General features: G+C 68.2%; 17 protein-coding genes. 11 read left to right on the top strand and 6 right to left on the bottom strand.

Annotated elements, in window-relative coordinates; translation table 11 throughout:
* Positions 1-74: 74 nt before the first annotated feature.
* The 7 genes from AC1M14_RS04825 to AC1M14_RS04795 are packed head-to-tail and all read left to right on the top strand — an operon-like array spanning position 75 to position 6,579.
* The gene (locus AC1M14_RS04825; protein WP_102773876.1) at positions 75-278 is read left to right on the top strand and encodes a formate dehydrogenase; all 204 of its coding nucleotides are present in this window, start codon (positions 75-77) and stop codon (positions 276-278) included.
* A 13-nt stretch (positions 279-291) separates the two neighbouring features.
* A complete protein-coding gene (locus AC1M14_RS04820; protein WP_479731123.1) occupies positions 292-3,258 on the top strand; it encodes a formate dehydrogenase subunit alpha in 2,967 nt (988 codons plus the stop codon).
* A 10-nt stretch (positions 3,259-3,268) separates the two neighbouring features.
* The gene (fdh3B, locus tag AC1M14_RS04815) at positions 3,269-3,910 is read left to right on the top strand and encodes a formate dehydrogenase FDH3 subunit beta (RefSeq protein ID WP_102773878.1); all 642 of its coding nucleotides are present in this window, start codon (positions 3,269-3,271) and stop codon (positions 3,908-3,910) included.
* Positions 3,910-4,140: a hypothetical protein gene (locus tag AC1M14_RS04810; RefSeq protein WP_479731782.1), complete on the top strand. Its 231-nt coding sequence runs from the start codon at positions 3,910-3,912 to the stop codon at positions 4,138-4,140. Before fdh3B ends, AC1M14_RS04810 begins: the two co-directional genes overlap by 1 nt.
* A 13-nt stretch (positions 4,141-4,153) precedes the next feature.
* Positions 4,154-5,311 (top strand): formate dehydrogenase subunit gamma, encoded by a 1,158-nt coding sequence (locus AC1M14_RS04805; RefSeq protein WP_102773879.1) that lies wholly within the window; start codon positions 4,154-4,156, stop codon positions 5,309-5,311.
* A 22-nt stretch (positions 5,312-5,333) separates the two neighbouring features.
* Positions 5,334-5,714: a hypothetical protein gene (locus AC1M14_RS04800; protein ID WP_479731122.1), complete on the top strand. Its 381-nt coding sequence runs from the start codon at positions 5,334-5,336 to the stop codon at positions 5,712-5,714.
* A 31-nt stretch (positions 5,715-5,745) separates the two neighbouring features.
* Positions 5,746-6,579, top strand: coding sequence for a formate dehydrogenase accessory sulfurtransferase FdhD (locus AC1M14_RS04795; RefSeq protein WP_479731121.1), 834 nt, complete (start codon positions 5,746-5,748; stop codon positions 6,577-6,579).
* A 132-nt stretch (positions 6,580-6,711) separates the two neighbouring features.
* Here the strand turns inward: AC1M14_RS04795 and AC1M14_RS04790 are convergent, their stop codons facing one another.
* Positions 6,712-7,815, bottom strand: coding sequence for a substrate-binding domain-containing protein (locus tag AC1M14_RS04790; RefSeq protein ID WP_479731119.1), 1,104 nt, complete (start codon positions 7,813-7,815; stop codon positions 6,712-6,714).
* Between the two features lie 155 nt (positions 7,816-7,970).
* On the opposite strand from AC1M14_RS04790, the gene AC1M14_RS04785 reads away from it, so the two are divergent.
* From AC1M14_RS04785 to AC1M14_RS04775, 3 genes are read left to right on the top strand one after another with little or no spacing between them, the layout of a single operon-like run.
* On the top strand, positions 7,971-8,708 hold the full coding sequence (locus tag AC1M14_RS04785) for an ABC transporter permease (RefSeq protein ID WP_111825771.1): 738 nt from the start codon (positions 7,971-7,973) through the stop codon (positions 8,706-8,708).
* Complete coding sequence (locus tag AC1M14_RS04780) at positions 8,705-9,415, top strand: ABC transporter ATP-binding protein (RefSeq protein WP_209165656.1); 711 nt, start codon at positions 8,705-8,707, stop codon at positions 9,413-9,415. Before AC1M14_RS04785 ends, AC1M14_RS04780 begins: the two co-directional genes overlap by 4 nt.
* Positions 9,412-10,227 carry an ABC transporter substrate-binding protein gene (locus tag AC1M14_RS04775; protein ID WP_479731118.1) on the top strand — a complete coding sequence of 272 codons (816 nt, stop codon included), beginning with the start codon at positions 9,412-9,414 and terminating at the stop codon, positions 10,225-10,227. The genes AC1M14_RS04780 and AC1M14_RS04775 overlap by 4 nt, the downstream gene beginning before the upstream one ends.
* Here the strand turns inward: AC1M14_RS04775 and mobB are convergent.
* The 5 genes from mobB to AC1M14_RS04750 form a co-directional block, all read right to left on the bottom strand.
* A complete protein-coding gene (gene mobB, locus AC1M14_RS04770) occupies positions 10,221-10,757 on the bottom strand; it encodes a molybdopterin-guanine dinucleotide biosynthesis protein B (protein WP_479731117.1) in 537 nt (178 codons plus the stop codon). The genes AC1M14_RS04775 and mobB overlap by 7 nt on opposite strands.
* 8 nt (positions 10,758-10,765) lie before the next feature.
* Positions 10,766-12,046, bottom strand: a complete 1,281-nt coding sequence (gene moeA / locus AC1M14_RS04765; RefSeq protein WP_479731116.1) for a molybdopterin molybdotransferase MoeA — start codon at positions 12,044-12,046, stop codon at positions 10,766-10,768.
* Positions 12,043-12,636 (bottom strand): molybdenum cofactor guanylyltransferase MobA, encoded by a 594-nt coding sequence (gene mobA / locus AC1M14_RS04760; protein WP_111825774.1) that lies wholly within the window; start codon positions 12,634-12,636, stop codon positions 12,043-12,045. The genes moeA and mobA overlap by 4 nt, the downstream gene beginning before the upstream one ends.
* Before the next feature lie 72 nt (positions 12,637-12,708).
* Complete coding sequence (locus AC1M14_RS04755; protein ID WP_479731115.1) at positions 12,709-13,872, bottom strand: putative sulfate/molybdate transporter; 1,164 nt, start codon at positions 13,870-13,872, stop codon at positions 12,709-12,711.
* A gap of 9 nt (positions 13,873-13,881) precedes the next feature.
* Positions 13,882-14,643: a Crp/Fnr family transcriptional regulator gene (locus AC1M14_RS04750; RefSeq protein WP_479731114.1), complete on the bottom strand. Its 762-nt coding sequence runs from the start codon at positions 14,641-14,643 to the stop codon at positions 13,882-13,884.
* A gap of 140 nt (positions 14,644-14,783) precedes the next feature.
* Between AC1M14_RS04750 and AC1M14_RS04745 the strand changes: the two genes are divergently transcribed.
* On the top strand, positions 14,784-16,001 hold the full coding sequence (locus AC1M14_RS04745; protein ID WP_111825776.1) for an ABC transporter substrate-binding protein: 1,218 nt from the start codon (positions 14,784-14,786) through the stop codon (positions 15,999-16,001).
* The last annotated feature ends 9 nt before the right edge of the window (positions 16,002-16,010 follow it).

Here is a 16,010-nt window from a genome sequence, read left to right as displayed (position 1 = left end):
CGGCGGTTGTCCTGCCTGGGGTCACGGGGTACATTATGCAAAGAATTTCATACCTAGAAGCCAGGAGACGAGCCATGTCGCAAAGCCCGACCAATCGTTCGCGCCGCAAATTCTTCGCGGGTTCGGCGACGCTAGGCGCCGCCGCAGTCGGCGTCGCCGTTCTCCCCGGCGCACAGGCCAAACCCGCCGCCGCGCAGCCCCAGGCCGCGCCCGAGAAGGGCGGCGGCTACAGGCTGAGCGAACACGTCAAGCGTTACTACAAGACCACCCTCGTTTGATAGGGAGCCCGGCATGTTGCTGACCAAGAAAACCAGCGGAGCCGCCGGCGGCTCCGAGTCCAGATTCGTCCAGAGCCTGCGCCGCGGCATGGCCCAGGCCCTGCCCACCATGGACCGGCGCGCCTTCCTGCGCCGTTCCGGCCTGGGCGTGGGCGCCGGCCTGGCCGCCGGCCAGTTGACGCTGCTCACGCGCGCGCAGGCCGCCGAGGGCAAGAACGGCGTGGCCGTCGGCAACACCAAGATCGAAGTGCGCCGCACCGTCTGTACCCACTGTTCGGTCGGCTGCGCGGTCGACGCCGTGGTCGAGAACGGCGTCTGGGTGCGCCAGGAGCCGGTGTTCGATTCGCCCATCAACCTGGGCGCGCACTGCGCCAAGGGCGCCTCGGTGCGCGAGCACGGGCACGGCGAGCACCGCCTGCGCTACCCCATGAAGCTGGTCAACGGCAAGTACCAGCGCATCAGCTGGGACACCGCCTACCAGGAAATCACCGCCAAGCTGATGCAGCTGCGCAAGGAAAGCGGCCCGGATTCGGTGTACTGGATCGGCTCTTCCAAGCACAACAACGAGCAGTCGTACCTGCTGCGCAAGTTCGTCAGCTTCTGGGGCAGCAACAACTGCGACCACCAGGCGCGCATCTGCCACTCGACCACCGTGGCCGGCGTTGCGAATACATGGGGCTACGGCGCCATGACCAATTCGTACAACGACATGCAGAACGCCAAGGTGGCGCTGTACATCGGCTCGAACGCGGCCGAGGCCCACCCGGTGTCGATGCTGCACATGCTGCACGCCAAGGAAACCGGCTGCAAGATGATCGTGGTCGATCCGCGCTTCACCCGCACCGCGGCCAAGGCCGACCAGTACGTGCGCATCCGCTCGGGCACCGACATCCCCTTCCTGTTCGGCCTGCTGTACCACATCTTCAAGAATGGCTGGGAAGACCAGGCCTACATCGATGCGCGCGTCTACGGCATGGACAAGGTCAAGGCCGAAGTCCTGGCCAAATGGACGCCCGACAAGGTCCAGGACGCCTGCGGCGTGGACGAGGCGACCATGTACCAGGTGGCCAAGACCATGCACGAGAACCGCCCCGGCACGCTGGTGTGGTGCATGGGCCAGACCCAGCACTCGATCGGCAACGCCATGGTGCGCGCCTCCTGTATCGTGCAGCTGGCGCTGGGCAACGTCGGCAAGTCCGGCGGCGGCGCCAACATCTTCCGCGGCCACGACAACGTGCAGGGCGCCACCGACGTGGGCCCCAACCCGGATTCGCTGCCGGGCTACTACGGCCTGGCCGAAGGCTCCTGGAAGCACTTCGCCCATACCTGGGGCGTGGATTACGACTGGATCAAGAGCCGCTACGCCTCGCCGGGCATGATGACCAAGCCCGGCATCACCGTGTCGCGCTGGATCGACGGGGTGCTCGAAAACCCCGACCTGATCGACCAGGAAACCAACCTGCGCGCGGTGTTCTACTGGGGCCACGCGCCCAACTCGCAGACCCGCGGGCTGGAAATGAAGCGCGCCATGGACAAGCTCGACCTGCTGGTGGTGGTCGATCCCTATCCGTCGGCCACCGCCGCCATGGCCGCCATGCCCGGCAAGCCGGAAGACCTCAACCCCAACCGCGCCGTGTACCTGCTGCCGGCGGCGACCCAGTTCGAGACCAACGGCAGCTGCACCGCCTCGAACCGCTCGCTGCAATGGCGCGAGAAAGTCATCGAGCCGCTGTGGGAGAGCCGCACCGACCACATGATCATGTACCAGCTTGCCGAGAAACTCGGGTTCGGCAAGGAACTCTGCAAGAACTACAAGATGCAGAAGGTCAAGGACATGGACGAGCCGGTGGTCGAGGACATCCTGCGCGAGATCAACGCCACCTGCTGGACCATCGGCTACACCGGCCAGAGCCCCGAACGCCTGAAGGCGCACATGCGCAACATGCAGATGTTCGACGTGAAGACGCTGCGCGCCAAGGGCGGCAAGGACGCCGAGACCGGCTACGACCTGACCGGCGATTACTTCGGCCTGCCCTGGCCCTGCTGGGGCAATCCCAGCCTGAAGCACCCGGGCACGGCCAACCTGTACGACACCAGCCTGCACGTCATGAACGGCGGCGGCAACTTCCGCGCCAACTTCGGCGTGGAGCGCGACGGCGTGAACCTGCTGGCCGAGGACGGCTCGCACTCCAAGGGCGCGGAGCTGACCACCGGCTATCCGGAATTCGACCACGTGCTGCTCAAGAAGCTGGGCTGGTGGGACGACCTCACCGCCGAGGAAAAAACCGCGGCCGAAGGCAAGAACTGGAAGACCGACCCGTCCGGCGGCATCATCCGCGTGGTCATGCAGGTGCACGGCTGCTATCCGTTCGGCAACGCCAAGGCGCGCGCCGTGGTCTGGAACTTCCCCGACGCCATCCCGCAGCACCGCGAGCCCATCTACGGCACGCGGCCCGACCTGGTCGAGAAATACCCGGCCCAGGCCGACCTCAAGACCTTCTGGCGCCTGCCCACGCTGTACACCTCGCTGCAGCAGAAGAACGTGGCCGAGAAGCTGTACGAGAAATTCCCGCTCATCCTCACCTCGGGCCGCCTGGTCGAATACGAGGGCGGCGGCGAGGAAACGCGTTCCAACCCGTGGCTGGCCGAGCTGCAGCAGGAAATGTTCGTCGAGCTCAACCCCAAGGCGGCCGCCGACCGCGGCATCCGCAACGGCGACCGCTGCTGGGTCCACACGCCCACCGGCGCGCGCCTGAACGTGCAGGCCCTGGTCACCGAGCGCGTGGGCCCCGACACCGCCTTCATGCCGTTCCACTTCTCGGGCCGCTGGCAGGGCCAGGACATGCTGGCCCACTACCCGGAAGGCGCCGCGCCCATCGTGCGCGGCGAGGCGGTCAATACCGGCACCACCTACGGCTACGACTCCGTGACGATGATGCAGGAAACCAAGACCACCATCTGCAACATAGAAAAGGCTTAAGGAGAGCGCCATGGCCCGTATGAAATTCGTCTGTGATGCGGAACGGTGTATCGAGTGCAACAGCTGCGTCACCGCCTGCAAGAACGAGCATGAAGTGCCCTGGGGGGTCAACCGGCGCCGCGTGGTCACGCTCAACGACGGCGTGCCCGGCGAGAAGTCGATCTCGGTGGCCTGCATGCACTGCAGCGACGCGCCCTGTATGGCGGTGTGCCCGGTGAACTGCTTCTACCGCACCGACGAAGGCGTGGTGCTGCACAACAAGGACACCTGTATCGGCTGCGGCTACTGCTCCTACGCCTGTCCTTTCGGCGCGCCGCAGTTCCCTTCCGAGGGCAATTTCGGCGTGCGCGGCAAGATGGACAAGTGCACCTTCTGCGCCGGCGGCCCGGAAGAACACGGCAGCGCGGCCGAGTTCGAGAAGTACGGGCGCAACCGCCTGGCCGAAGGCAAGCTGCCGGCCTGCGCCGAAATGTGCTCGACCAAGGCGCTGCTGGCCGGCGACGGCGACGTGGTGGCCGACATCTTCCGCAACCGCGTGGTGCAGCGCGGCAAGGGCGCCGAAGTCTGGGGCTGGGGCACCGCCTACGGCTCGCAGCAGGCCGGCCAGCCGTCGCAGCAACAGCAGCAGCAACCTGCAAAGGCCAAGCCATGATGATTGCGCGCATATCCCTGCTGGCCGCCGTCGCGCTGCTCGCGGCCTGTAGCGAGCCGTCGCAGGCGCTGATGACCGGCAAGAACAATAACGCCGGCAAGCCCTACTACGACGGCACGGGCAGCAATTTCGTGGCTTCCGGCTGGAAGCCCGGCGACAAGAACAGTTGGCAGCAAGAGCTGAAGACCCGCACGCAGCGTGGCCAGAACGAATACCCGCGCGTGCATTGATCGGGAGCTTGCCATGATACGGTCCCTACTTGCGGCACTGGTGATAGGCCTGGCGGCACTGGCGCCGGCGGCCGCCCAGAATGCGGCACCCGCCGGCGGCGGCCTGGGCAACATCCAGAGCGCCAACATCTTCGAGGTCAAGCCCGACGCCAACGAGTTGCCGGGCTATGCCGAGCAGACCAACGCCGAACGCGCCAAGGTGCAGCCGGGCAACAACGCGCCGATGTGGCGCCAGGTCAATTCCGGCGAACCCGGCTATTCCAGCCTGCCGCGCAGCCAGGCGCCCGAGGCCGGCGTGCTGATCCAGCGCTTCGTGCAGTACCCCGGTTCGGACTACACCACCGCCGGCGAGGCCTGGCGCCAGGTGCGCAACAACTGGATCATTCCGTACGGCGGCGGCCTGCTGCTCATCATGCTGGTCGCCATCGTGCTGTTCTACCTGGCCAAGGGCAGCATCAAGGTGCACGAGGCCCCCACCGGCCGGCGCATCGAACGCTTCACGTATTTCGAGCGCGCCGCGCACTGGGTCAACGCCACCGCCTTCGTGATACTGGCGCTGTCCGGCATCGTGATGGCCTTCGGCAAGTTCTTCCTGCTGCCCATCATGGGCAGCGCGCTGTACGGCTGGATGACCTGGGTGCTGAAGACCGTCCACAACTTCGTCGGGCCGGTGTTCGCGGTGTCGCTGGTGGTGGTGCTGCTGACCTTCATCAAGGACAACATCCCGCGCCGCTACGACCTAATCTGGCTCAAGAAGGGCGGCGGCCTGCTGCGCGCCACGCACGTGCCTTCGCACCGCTTCAACGCCGGCGAGAAGATCATGTTCTGGGGCGGCATGCTGTTCCTGGGTCTGATCGCGGTGGTGTCGGGCCTGTTCCTGGACAAGGTGGTGCCCGACCTGGACTATTCGCGCGGCAACATGCAGATCGCCCACATGGTCCATGCGGTGTCCGTCGTCCTCATGACCTGCATGATCATGGGCCATATCTACCTCGGCACCATAGGCATGCAGGGCGCGTTCAAGGCCATGAAGACCGGCTACGTCGACGAAACCTGGGCGCGCGAGCACCATCAGCTCTGGTACGACGACATCGAGGCCGGCAAGATCCCCGCGCAGCGCACGCCGGACAAAGGCGCCAAGACGCGCCCCACCCGCCCGGCCGGCGTCTGACGGCCCGCCACCAGGAGCCCGCATGAAAAAGCTCGCTGCAATACTGATCGCGCTGGCCGCCGTGCCGGCGGCCTACGCCAAGCTGCCTCCGCCCAGCGCCGAGGCCAAGGCCCGCGCCTACGAGACCGCTGCCAAGGCCGCCTGGTCGGCCAAGATGGACGCCTACCGGCTTTGCCAGGCGCAGGACCGCGTGGCCGCCGCGTATTACGCGCAGGCCAAGGCCGCCGGCAAGACTCCGCGTCCGCCCGTGGCCACCGCCGGCTGCCAGGACCCGGGGCCTTTCGCCTACGTGCGCCCCGAGGAAAAACCGCGCGAGACCTCCGGCGCGCATTCGCCCGCCGGCACGGCCACCCAGCCGCCCAGCACCGCCACGCCCGCCGCCGACAGCAAGCCCAAGCCTTGATTCCGTACCGATGACCGCGCCGTTGCCCCGCATGACCGCCGCCCGCGCCCCGCTGACCCGCGAGGTGTGGGCGATAGATGAACACGGCCGGCGCGAGGCGCTGTCGATCCCGGCCGAACGGCCGCTGACCGTCTACGTGGACCGCCGCGAAATCGTCACCCTGATGACGCTGGGCGCCCTGCCCGAGCTGCTGGTGCTGGGCTACCTGCGCAACCAGCGCCTGGTGCGCGGGCTGGACGAAGTCGTCAGCGTGACCGTGGACTGGGAGGTCAACGCGGCCGCCGTCGAAACCCGCAACGGCATCGCCGACATCGAGGCCCGCACCAAAAAGCGCGTGGTCACCACCGGCTGCGGCCAGGGCAGCGTGTTCGGCGACCTGATGGAAGAGATCGACAGCATCCGCCTGGCGCCCGAGGCGCGCCTGGGCCAGGACGAGCTCTACGGCCTGCTCAACGCCATCCGGCTGCAGGAGACCACCTACAAATCGGCCGGCTCGGTGCATGGCTGCGCGCTGTTTCGCGGCGCCGACATGCTGATGTTCGTCGAGGACGTCGGCCGCCACAACGCCATCGACACCATCGCCGGCTGGATGTGGCTGCAGGGCGCGCAGGGCCAGGACGGCGCCGACAAGGTGTTCTACACCACCGGGCGGCTGACGAGCGAAATGGTGATGAAGTCCGCGCAGATGGGCGTGCCCATCGTGGTCTCGCGCAGCGGCATCACCCAGATGGGTTATGAAATCGCCCAGCAGCTGGGGCTGTGCGCGATCGGACGGGCGATCAACAAGCGCTTCATCTGCTATACGGCCCCGGAGCGGCTGCGGTTGCAGCCGGAATTGGCGGGGGAGCGGGTCGGGGTTGTATGATGGGTTTCGCGCGCTCATCTCGCGCTGCACCCATCCTACGAGTCGATGGCCGTAGGATGGGTGCAGCGCGAAATCTCTTGTGCAAGAACCCGAATCTCGAGCGCGCGAAACCCATCACACCCCCCCACCAAATCACCGCCGCTTCGGCTTCCCCCCGAAATCCCACCAAGGCAGGCTCCGCCGCAGCGACAACACCTGCCCGCTATCCGTAGGCGTATACCCCGGCATTCCCGCCAGCAGCGCCTGCCACTGCGCGCTGCGCAGGATTTCCATCAAGGCCAGCGTGGACGGCTGCTCCAGCGTGGACTTCAGGCACACCAGGAAATAGTTCTCCCGCACCAGCGGCACGAAATCCAGCCGTTCGCGCACGGCGGCCGAGGCGATGCCCAGGCCGGCGTCGGCGCTGCCCGAGGCCACCGCATGCGCCACCGCCTTGTGCGAAGGCTCGGTGCGCTGGTAGCCGTCGACGGCGCGGGGGTCTATTCCGGCCTCTTCGAGCAGCTCGTCGAACAGCACCCGGGTGCCCGTGCCCAGCGCCCGGTTCACGTAGCGCAGGCCCGGCTGCGCCAGGTCCGCGACGCCGCGCAGCCGGCGCGGATTGCCGCGCGGCACCATCAGGCCCTGGTCGCGCTGGGCGAAACCGATGATCTTGTGCAGCCCCGGCCGCAGCAGCGGCTTGTAGGCCCGCTCGCTGCGCGAGCCGGGCGGCGGCTGCTGGCGGGCATGGAAGCCGGCCATCACGCAGCGCCCCTCGTTGAGCGCGCTGATCGCGTCCAGGCTGCCGGCGTAGCGCACGTCCAGGTGCAGCTTGGCCGACGCGACCGCGTATTCCTGCAGCGCCGCCAGCGCGTCGTCGTGGCTGGCGTACAGCGGCACCACGTGGGCGGCGTTGTCGAAGGCCACCGCGAAGGTGCGCTCCAGCTCGGCGCGCAGCGCGCTGATCTGCGGCGCCAGCCTGGCCTGCGCCTGGCGCTCGGCCCATAGCAGCTTTTCGCCGAATTCGTTCAGGCGCGCGGGCTGGCCCTTGTCCCAGACGATGAGGGTGCGGCCCAGCGTCTGCTCCCAGCGCTTCAGTTCGCCCCAGACGTGACGGTACGACAGGCCCAGGGCCTTGGCCGCGGCCGAGATCGACCCGTGCTCGCGCACCGCGAACAACAGGTCCATGAGGGCGTTGCGGATCTGGGCTGGTTGCGCGCCTTGGGCGCCCAGCAGATAGGTGAGTTCTATGCTGTGCACGGCGGCGTAGTATGCCTTAAAACTACCTCGAAAACCCGGGAACGGGTTGCAGGAAAGCGTAGCGCAAAGCCGCGTGCGGCGCTATGCAATTCCCTTCATATGGCTCGCCGCCTAGGCATGCGATACCCTCGTCCGGGGAGACAGGGACAACACGCATGAATACTCTTACGGAGAGCGTGCAGACTGCGCTGCGGCTCATCGTTTCGCTCGACGCTACGCTGCTGGCCATCGTCGGGCGCTCGCTCGCCGTCAGCGTGACGGCCTGTATCCTGGCCTGTACGCTGGGCATGGCCGCCGGCGCGTGGCTGAGCGTGGTGAACTTCCGCGCCAAGCCGGCCGTGCTGACCCTGCTCAACACCTCGCTGGCCCTGCCCTCGGTGGTGGTCGGCCTGATCGTCTACCTGCTGCTGTCGCACTCCGGCCCGCTGGGTTTCCTGGGCTGGCTGTTTTCCTTCAAGGCCATGGTGCTGGCCCAGACCATACTCGTGCTGCCCTTCGTCACCGCGCTGGTGCGCCAGACCGTGGGCGACGCCGAAGCCGACCACGGCGAACAGCTGCGTTCGCTGGGCGCGCCGCCGCTGCTGCGCGGCCTGCTGCTGCTGTGGGACGAACGCTTCGCCCTGGTCACCATCGTGATCGCGGCCTTCGGGCGCGCGATCTCCGAGGTCGGCGCGGTCATGGTGGTGGGCGGCAATATCGACGGCTATACCCGCGTCATGACCACCGCCATCGCGCTGGAAACCAGCAAGGGCGACCTGCCGATGGCGATGGCGCTGGGCCTGGTGCTGCTGGCCGTGGTGCTCGCGCTCAACGTCCTGGGCGCCATGGCGCGGCGCTGGCACGAGCAGCGCGACGCCGGCGTCGCCGCCGCGCTGGCGCGCGAGGCGCTATGAACGCGCTGTTCGACCTGGACGGCGTGGACCTGCGCTACGGCGCCGTGCAGGCCCTGCGCGGCGTGCGCCTGAGCATCGCCGCCGGCGAACGCGTGGCGCTGGTCGGAGCCAACGGCAGCGGCAAGAGCACGCTGCTGCGCGTGCTGCACGGCCTGGCCCGCCCCAGCGCCGGAAGCGCGCGCTGCCTGCCCACGACGCGCCAGGCCATGCTGTTCCAGCACCCCTACATGCTGCGCGCCTCGGCCCTGAACAACGTCGCGCTCGGGCTGTGGCTGCGCGGTACGCGCTGGGGCCAGGCGCGCGAGCGCGCCGCCCAGGCGCTGCGCCAGGTCGAGATGAGCGAGCTGGCCGAGCGAAACGCGCGCAGCCTGTCCGGCGGGCAGAAGCAGCGCCTGGCGCTGGCGCGCGCCTGGGCACAAGCCCCCGAAGCCCTGCTGCTGGACGAACCCACCGCCAGCCTGGACCCGCACTCCAAGCGCGAGGTCGAGAACCTGATGCAGCGGTTCAGCGCCGGCGAATCGGCCACCGGAAAAGCAGCCACCATGATCTTCGCCAGCCACAACCTGGGCCAGGTGCAGCGCCTGGCCGACCGCGTCATCTACCTGGACCACGGCCGGGTGCTCGTCGATCTGCCCGTGCACGATTTCTTCAACGGCCCCCTGCCCGAAACCGCAAGCCTGTTCCTCAAAGGAGAACGCATCCTATGAATCCGCTCACACCCTTGCGCTGCGGCGTCGCCCTCACCGGCCTGGCGGCCGCGCTCGCGGTGCTTCCCGTGCGGGCCGAGACCATCACCATGGCCTCGACCACCTCGACCGAACAGTCGGGCCTGTTCGGGCAGCTGCTGCCGGCGTTCAAAAAGGCCAGCGGCATCGACGTCAAGGTGGTGGCGCAAGGCACCGGCCAGGCCCTGGACACCGCGCGCCGCGGCGACGCCGACGTGGTGTTCGTGCACGACCAGGCGGCCGAAGAGAAATTCGTGGCCGACGGCTACGCGGTCAAGCGCTATCCGGTGATGTACAACGACTTCGTGCTGATCGGCCCCGCGCCGGACCCGGCGGGCGCCAGGGGCAAGGACATCGTCGCCGCGCTCGGCAAGCTGGCGACCGCCAACGCGCCCTTCATCTCACGCGGCGACAAGAGCGGCACGCACGCGGCCGAACTGCGCTACTGGAAACAGGCCGGCCTGGACGACAAGGGCGGCGGCTACAAGGAATGCGGCTGCGGCATGGGCCCGGCCCTGAACATGGCCTCGTCGATGAACGCCTATGTGCTGTCCGACCGCGGCACCTGGCTCAGCTTCAAGAACCCCGGCGACCTCAAGGTGCTGGTCGAGGGCGACAAACGGCTCTTCAACCAGTACGGCGTGATGGTGGTGAACCCGGCCAGGCATGCGCACGTGAAGGCGGCGGCGGCCCAGAAGTTCGCCGACTGGGTCACCTCCAAGGCCGGCCAGGACACCATCGCCAGCTACAAGATCAACGGCCAGCAGCTGTTCTTCCCCAACGCGAATCAATAGGCGCCGGCGGTGGCCGCCAGCACCTTTTCCAGGGGCCAGGCATGCGCCTGGACCAGGTCGGCCACGGCTTCGTAGTCGTCCAGGCCGACCCAGGGCAAGCCGGTTTCGGCAGGCGGCGGCGCATCGCTGGCGATGGCGCCGATGCTGGGGTCGTCCAGATACAGCCAGGGCTTGGCGTTGGCGGCCCGGTGCACTTCGATCTTCAGGTGCGGGCTGCGCTTGAAGCCCTCGACCAGCACCAGGTCCACCGCGCGCATATGGCCCAGCAGCTCGCCCAGCCCCGGCTCGGGCGCTCCGCGCAATTCGTGCATCAGCGCCCAGCGCGTCGAAGACGCCACCAGCACCTCGCAGGCGCCCGCCTCGCGATGCTGGTAGGAGTCCTTGCCCGGGTGGTCGATATCGAAGGCGTGATGGGCATGCTTGAGCGTGGATACGCTCAGGCCGCGCGCCTTCAGCACGGGAATCAGGCGCGTGAGCAGCTGGGTCTTGCCCGCGCCGCTCCATCCGGCGAAACCTATCACTCGGGTCATGCGGCGCCTCAGATCAAGCCGTCGAAAGGCAGCACGTCCACGTAGGCGCCCGCGGCGATGTCGCCCTGCTCGTGCCCCAGCACCAGCAGGCCGTTGGCCTGGCTCATGCTGCGCAGAATGCCCGAGCCCTGCGAACCGGTGATGTGCGCCTGCCAGCCGCCGTCCTCGGCGCGCGTGACGATGGCGCGCTGGTATTCGGTGCGGCCGGGCTTTTTGCGGATGGCCTTGGGCGTCACGCAGCGCAGCAGCGGCAGGGCCTGCGGCGCGGCCCCGCCCATGGCCAGGATCGCGTCGCGCACCAGGGCGTAGAAAGTGACCATCACGGCCACCGGATTGCCCGGCAGGCCGAACAGGATCGCCTGCCCGATGCGGCCGATGGCCAGCGGCCGCCCCGGTCGCATGGCGATGCGCCAGAACAGCACGTCGCCCAGGCGCGCCATGACTTTCTTGGTGTAGTCGGCCTCGCCCACGCTCACGCCGCCGGACGTGATGACCACGTCCGCGTTGGCGGCCGCGGCGGCGAAGGCGGCTTCGAGCGAGGCCTCGTCGTCGCGCACCACGCCCATGTCCAGCACTTCCACGCCCAGGCGCTGCAGCATGCACCACAGCGTGTAGCGGTTGCTGTCGTAGACGCAGCCTTCGTCCAGCGGCTGGCCGACGGAGCGCAGTTCGCTGCCCGTGGAAAAGAACGCCACGCGCACGCGGCGGCGCACGGCCACCTCGCCGCGGCCCAGCGAGGCCAGCATGCCGATGTCGGCGGGCCGCAATATGCGCCCTGCCGCCAGCGCCGGCTCGCCGCGCGCCAGGTCCTCGCCGGCCAGGCGGCGGTTGTCGCCGGCGCGCAGCATGCCCGCGGGCACGACGATGGCGCCGTCTTGCACCTGCACGAATTCCTGCGGCACCACGGTGTCCAGCCCGGCGGGCATCACCGCGCCGGTCATGATGCGCACGCATTCGCCCGGCCCGGCCTGGCCCGTGAAATTCTCGCCCGCGCGTCCGCTGCCGGCGATGCGCAGCACGGTGTCGCCGTCGGCGCGCAGGTCGGCGCCGCGCAGCGCGTAACCGTCCATGGCGGAGTTGTCGTGCGCCGGCACGTCGATGTCGGAGATGATGTCGGCGGCCAGTGTGCGGCCCAGCGCGGCGCGCAGCGGCAGCACCTCGGTGGCGCTCAGGCGCGGCACCAGCCGGTCGATGAATTCGCGCGCCTGCCCGATGGGCAGGGCGTTCGGGTCATAGCCATCGACACAGGAAGCGATGGCCGCGAGGGTCGCGGGACGATCGGTGCTCATGATTGAAGCTGCTGCAGTTCGGTTAGGGTGTTGGCGCCGGCGAACGCATGCGCGTCCTCGAACAGCACCTCGACACAGACATGGCTGGCGGTCCAGACGTCGATCTTGCGCTGGCCGCTATCGAGAAACGCCAGCAGGCTGCCCAGCAGCGAGGTCTTGAGCAGGCAGAACACCGGCTGCGCGCGGACCGCTCCGCCCTCGCGCGTGGCCACCATGGCGATGTCGGCCCCGGCGTGCTCGAGCCCGGCCGCCAGCCGCTCCACCATGTCCGGCGGAAACAGCGGCGAATCGCAGGGCACGGTGACCAGGTATTCGGTTTCGCAGCGCTCCAGCCCGGCGGCGAAGCCCGCCAGCGGCCCGGCGAAATCGGCGCTGGCGTCGGGCCATACCGGCGCGCCCAGCGATTCGTAGGCCGCCAGGTTGCGGTTCGCGTTGATCATGATCTCGCCGACCTGCGGCCCCAGGCGCAGCAGGGCGTGCATGGCCAGGGGGATGCCCTGGAAATTCTGCAAGCCCTTGTCCACGCCTCCCATGCGGCTGCCTCGTCCGCCGGCCAGGATCAACCCAGTGATTTGGCTTTTATTTATCATCGTACTCACGAGTTCCGGCCGCTGAGCGAGCGGCCTTGCGGTCATGGCGCCAGTATAGCGGCTGGCGTCCGTCTACAGGCGCAGCCAGCCGCGCCGCACCGCGTAGTGCAGCGCACAGCCCAGCAGGAAGCCGGCGGCCACGTTCCAGATGCAGACGGCGGCGCCGGCCAGCACCACGGCGCGTTCCTCGCGCGCCTCGGGCAGCGCGCCGTTGCCCACCGCCAGCTGCAGGCCGGTGATGAACAGCAGCACCCCAAGCACCGCCGGCGGAAACAGCTCGAACAGGGTCGCCACCGCGCCGCTGAAAAACAGCGCCAGCGCCAGCAGCAGCCCGCCCAGTATCACCACCGAGCCGCCGGTGCGCGCGCCGAACGCGACGTGGCCGGCCATGCCGCCGGCGCCGTGGCACATCGGCACGCCGCCGCTCAGGCCGGAAAACAAGTTCATCAGCCCCGTGGAAAAAGCCATCGTGCCCTCGGACACCGGGCGTTCGGGAAAAAGCCGGTTGTTCTCGTGGCTGATGGCCAGGATGGCGTTGCCCAGCGTCAGCGGAATCTGCGGCAGGACCAGCAGCACGATGGCCACGAACACCTGATCCCAGCCCACCTCCGACAGCGTCCATTGCGGCAGGCGCAGGGCCGGCGGCGTCGCCAGCAGGCGGTCCAGCAGCTCGGGCTGGCGCCACAGCCCCAGCGCCGCGCCGAACAGCAGCAGACAGAACATGGCGGGCATGCGCCGGCTGCGCAGCAGCGCCAGCGCCATCGCCCCCGCGGCCAGGGCCACCAGCAGGTCGCCGTGCATCATCTTCACGCCCTGCAGCATGAAGCCCACGCCCAGCCCCATCAGGATCGCGTAGACCACCGTGGCCGGCACCCAGCGCGCCACGTGGCGCATGACGCCGCTGAGCGCCAGCGCCAGCCACACCAGCCCGGTCACCAGCGCGGCCACCTGCACCGCGCCCGGCGTGACCACCGCCGTCTGCACCGCCTGAATCGAGGCCGCGGCGCCGATGGCCTTCATGGGCTGCACCGGAATGGGCGTGCGGTAATACAGGCCGCAAACCAGCATCGACACCCCGAAGGCGAACAGAATGCCGAACGGGTCCATGCCCAGCACGCCGATATAGGCCGCGATGAACGGAATCAGGGTGCCCAGGTCGCCGAAGGCGCCCGCCCACTCCATCTTGTCGTAGCGATTGGACGGCGAAACCGCCCGCGTAGCATCTGAATCGGTCATGTGAACAGGTTACGGCAGATTTTCCGGCCCGTCTGCGCGTCCGATCTGCGCGTAATGATGCAGCGCGTCGCGGTCCAGGATGGTCAGCCCGCCGTAACGCGTCTGCAGCACGCCGGCGCGCGCCAGGCGCGTCAGGGCGGCGTTGCAGCGCTGGCGCGACACGCCGCACAGGCTGGCGATTTCTTCCTGCGAGATCTTCAGGCGCCCGCCGGTGTCGGAGTGCGATTCCGCCGCGAGCTGCGCCGCCACCGCGCGCGCCACCATCGTGTCCACGTCCAGCAGCACATTGCCGCAATAGCTGGCCATCAGCCAGTCCACGCGCTGCGCCAGATGCAGCATCAGCGCCTGGGTGAACGCGATGTTCTGCTTCCACAGCCGTTCGCACAGGTCGCGCGGCAGCACCACCACGCGGCTCGGCCGCAAGGCCATCACTTCGTACTCGAAGCGCGCGCCGCGGATCATGGTGGCCTCGCCGAACCAGCTTCCGGTGCTGAAGCCAGCCAGCGACAGCGTCTTTCCCTGCGCGCCGCTGGACGACCACTTCACCAGGCCGTCCACCACACCGTACCAGCCCGGCGAGCGCGAACCCGCGCGAAACAGGTATTCGCCCTTCCTTAGCGACACCACGCGCAGCGCGGCGCGGATCTCCTGGCGCTCGGCCGGCGGCAGGCCGTTATACCAGGGCACCACCTCCAGCATCCTGTCCACCGCCGCCTGCGCCTGACGTGGCCCGTTGCGCAACGGCTGGTCCCTCTTGTCCGCAGACGCCATGCCCATTGTTTCCTCATCAGGCTGTGGCGCCCGCCCAGGTAAACCCTAGGCTTCTTTGTCACCATGGTGACTGTCCGCGCGGCGGGTCCGACCACAGAATAAGAATGCTCATCGGCCAAAAAACATAAGAGGAGACATGAATGTTGTCAATGTCGCACGCGATGTCCGCCGCAGCCGCCTGCGGCGCCCTCCTGCTGGCCGCGCCCGGCGGCGCGCAGGCGCAGTTCTCGGATGACGTCATCCGCATCGGCTTCATCACCGATCTTTCCGGCGTGTATTCGGGCCCGGACGGCCCCGGCGGCGCCCAGGCCATCAGGATGGCCATAGAGGAAATGGGCGGCGCGATCGACGGCAAGAAAATAGAGCTGCTGGTGGCCGACCACCAGAACAAGCCCGACATCGCCTCGGCCAAGGCGCGCGAATGGTTCGACCAGCGCGGCCTGGACATGCTGATAGGCGGCACGAATTCCAGCACGGCGCTGGCCATGTCCAAGGTCGCCGCCGACAAGAAAAAGCCTATCATCGTGGTGGGAGCGGGCTCGCCCGCGCTGACCAACGAGCAGTGCACGCCCTACACCCTGAACTACGCCTACGACACCGTCGCCCAGGCGCGCGGCACCGGCGGCGCGGTGGTCAAGGCCGGCGGCAAGTCCTGGTACTTCCTGACTGCGGACTACGCCTTCGGCCACGCGCTGCAGGCCGATACCACCACCGTGATCGAGGCCGGCGGCGGCACCGTGCTGGGCGCGGTCAAGCATCCGCTGTCGTCGGCCGACTTCTCCTCGTTCCTGCTGCAGGCGCAAAGCAGCAAGGCCGAAATCCTGGCCCTGGCCAACGCCGGCGCCGACACCATCAACGCGATCAAGGCGGCCAACGAATTCGGCGTCACCCAGACGATGAAACTCGCCGGCATGATGATGTTCATCAACGACGTCCACGCCATGGGCCTGCCCACCGCCCAGGGCATGTACCTGACCGACAGCTGGTACTGGAACGCCTCGGACGACGCCCGCGCCTGGGGCCGGGAGTTCTACAAGCGCCAGCAGGCCATGCCCTCCTCGCTGCAGGCGGCCGACTACTCGGCCGCGCTGCAGTACCTGCGCGCGGTCAAGGCCACCGGCACCGACGACGCGGACAAGGTGCTTGCCCACCTGCGCGCGAACAAGCTGAACGACATGTACATCAAAAACGGCGTGGTGCGGCCCGACGGCCGTGTCGTGCACGACATGTATCTGTTGCAGGTCAAGACGCCGGAACAGTCCAAGGAACCCTGGGACTATTTCAAGGTCGTACGCACCATCGACGGCAACGAAGCCTTCACCAAGCAGTCGGAAAGCCGCTGCGCCCTGTGGAAATAGCGAGCACGC

It is taken from the genome of Achromobacter sp. SX5, from assembly GCF_056711425.1.
The sequence above is the reverse complement of the archived record's forward strand: the minus strand, read 5'-3'. Positions and strand labels throughout refer to the sequence as shown.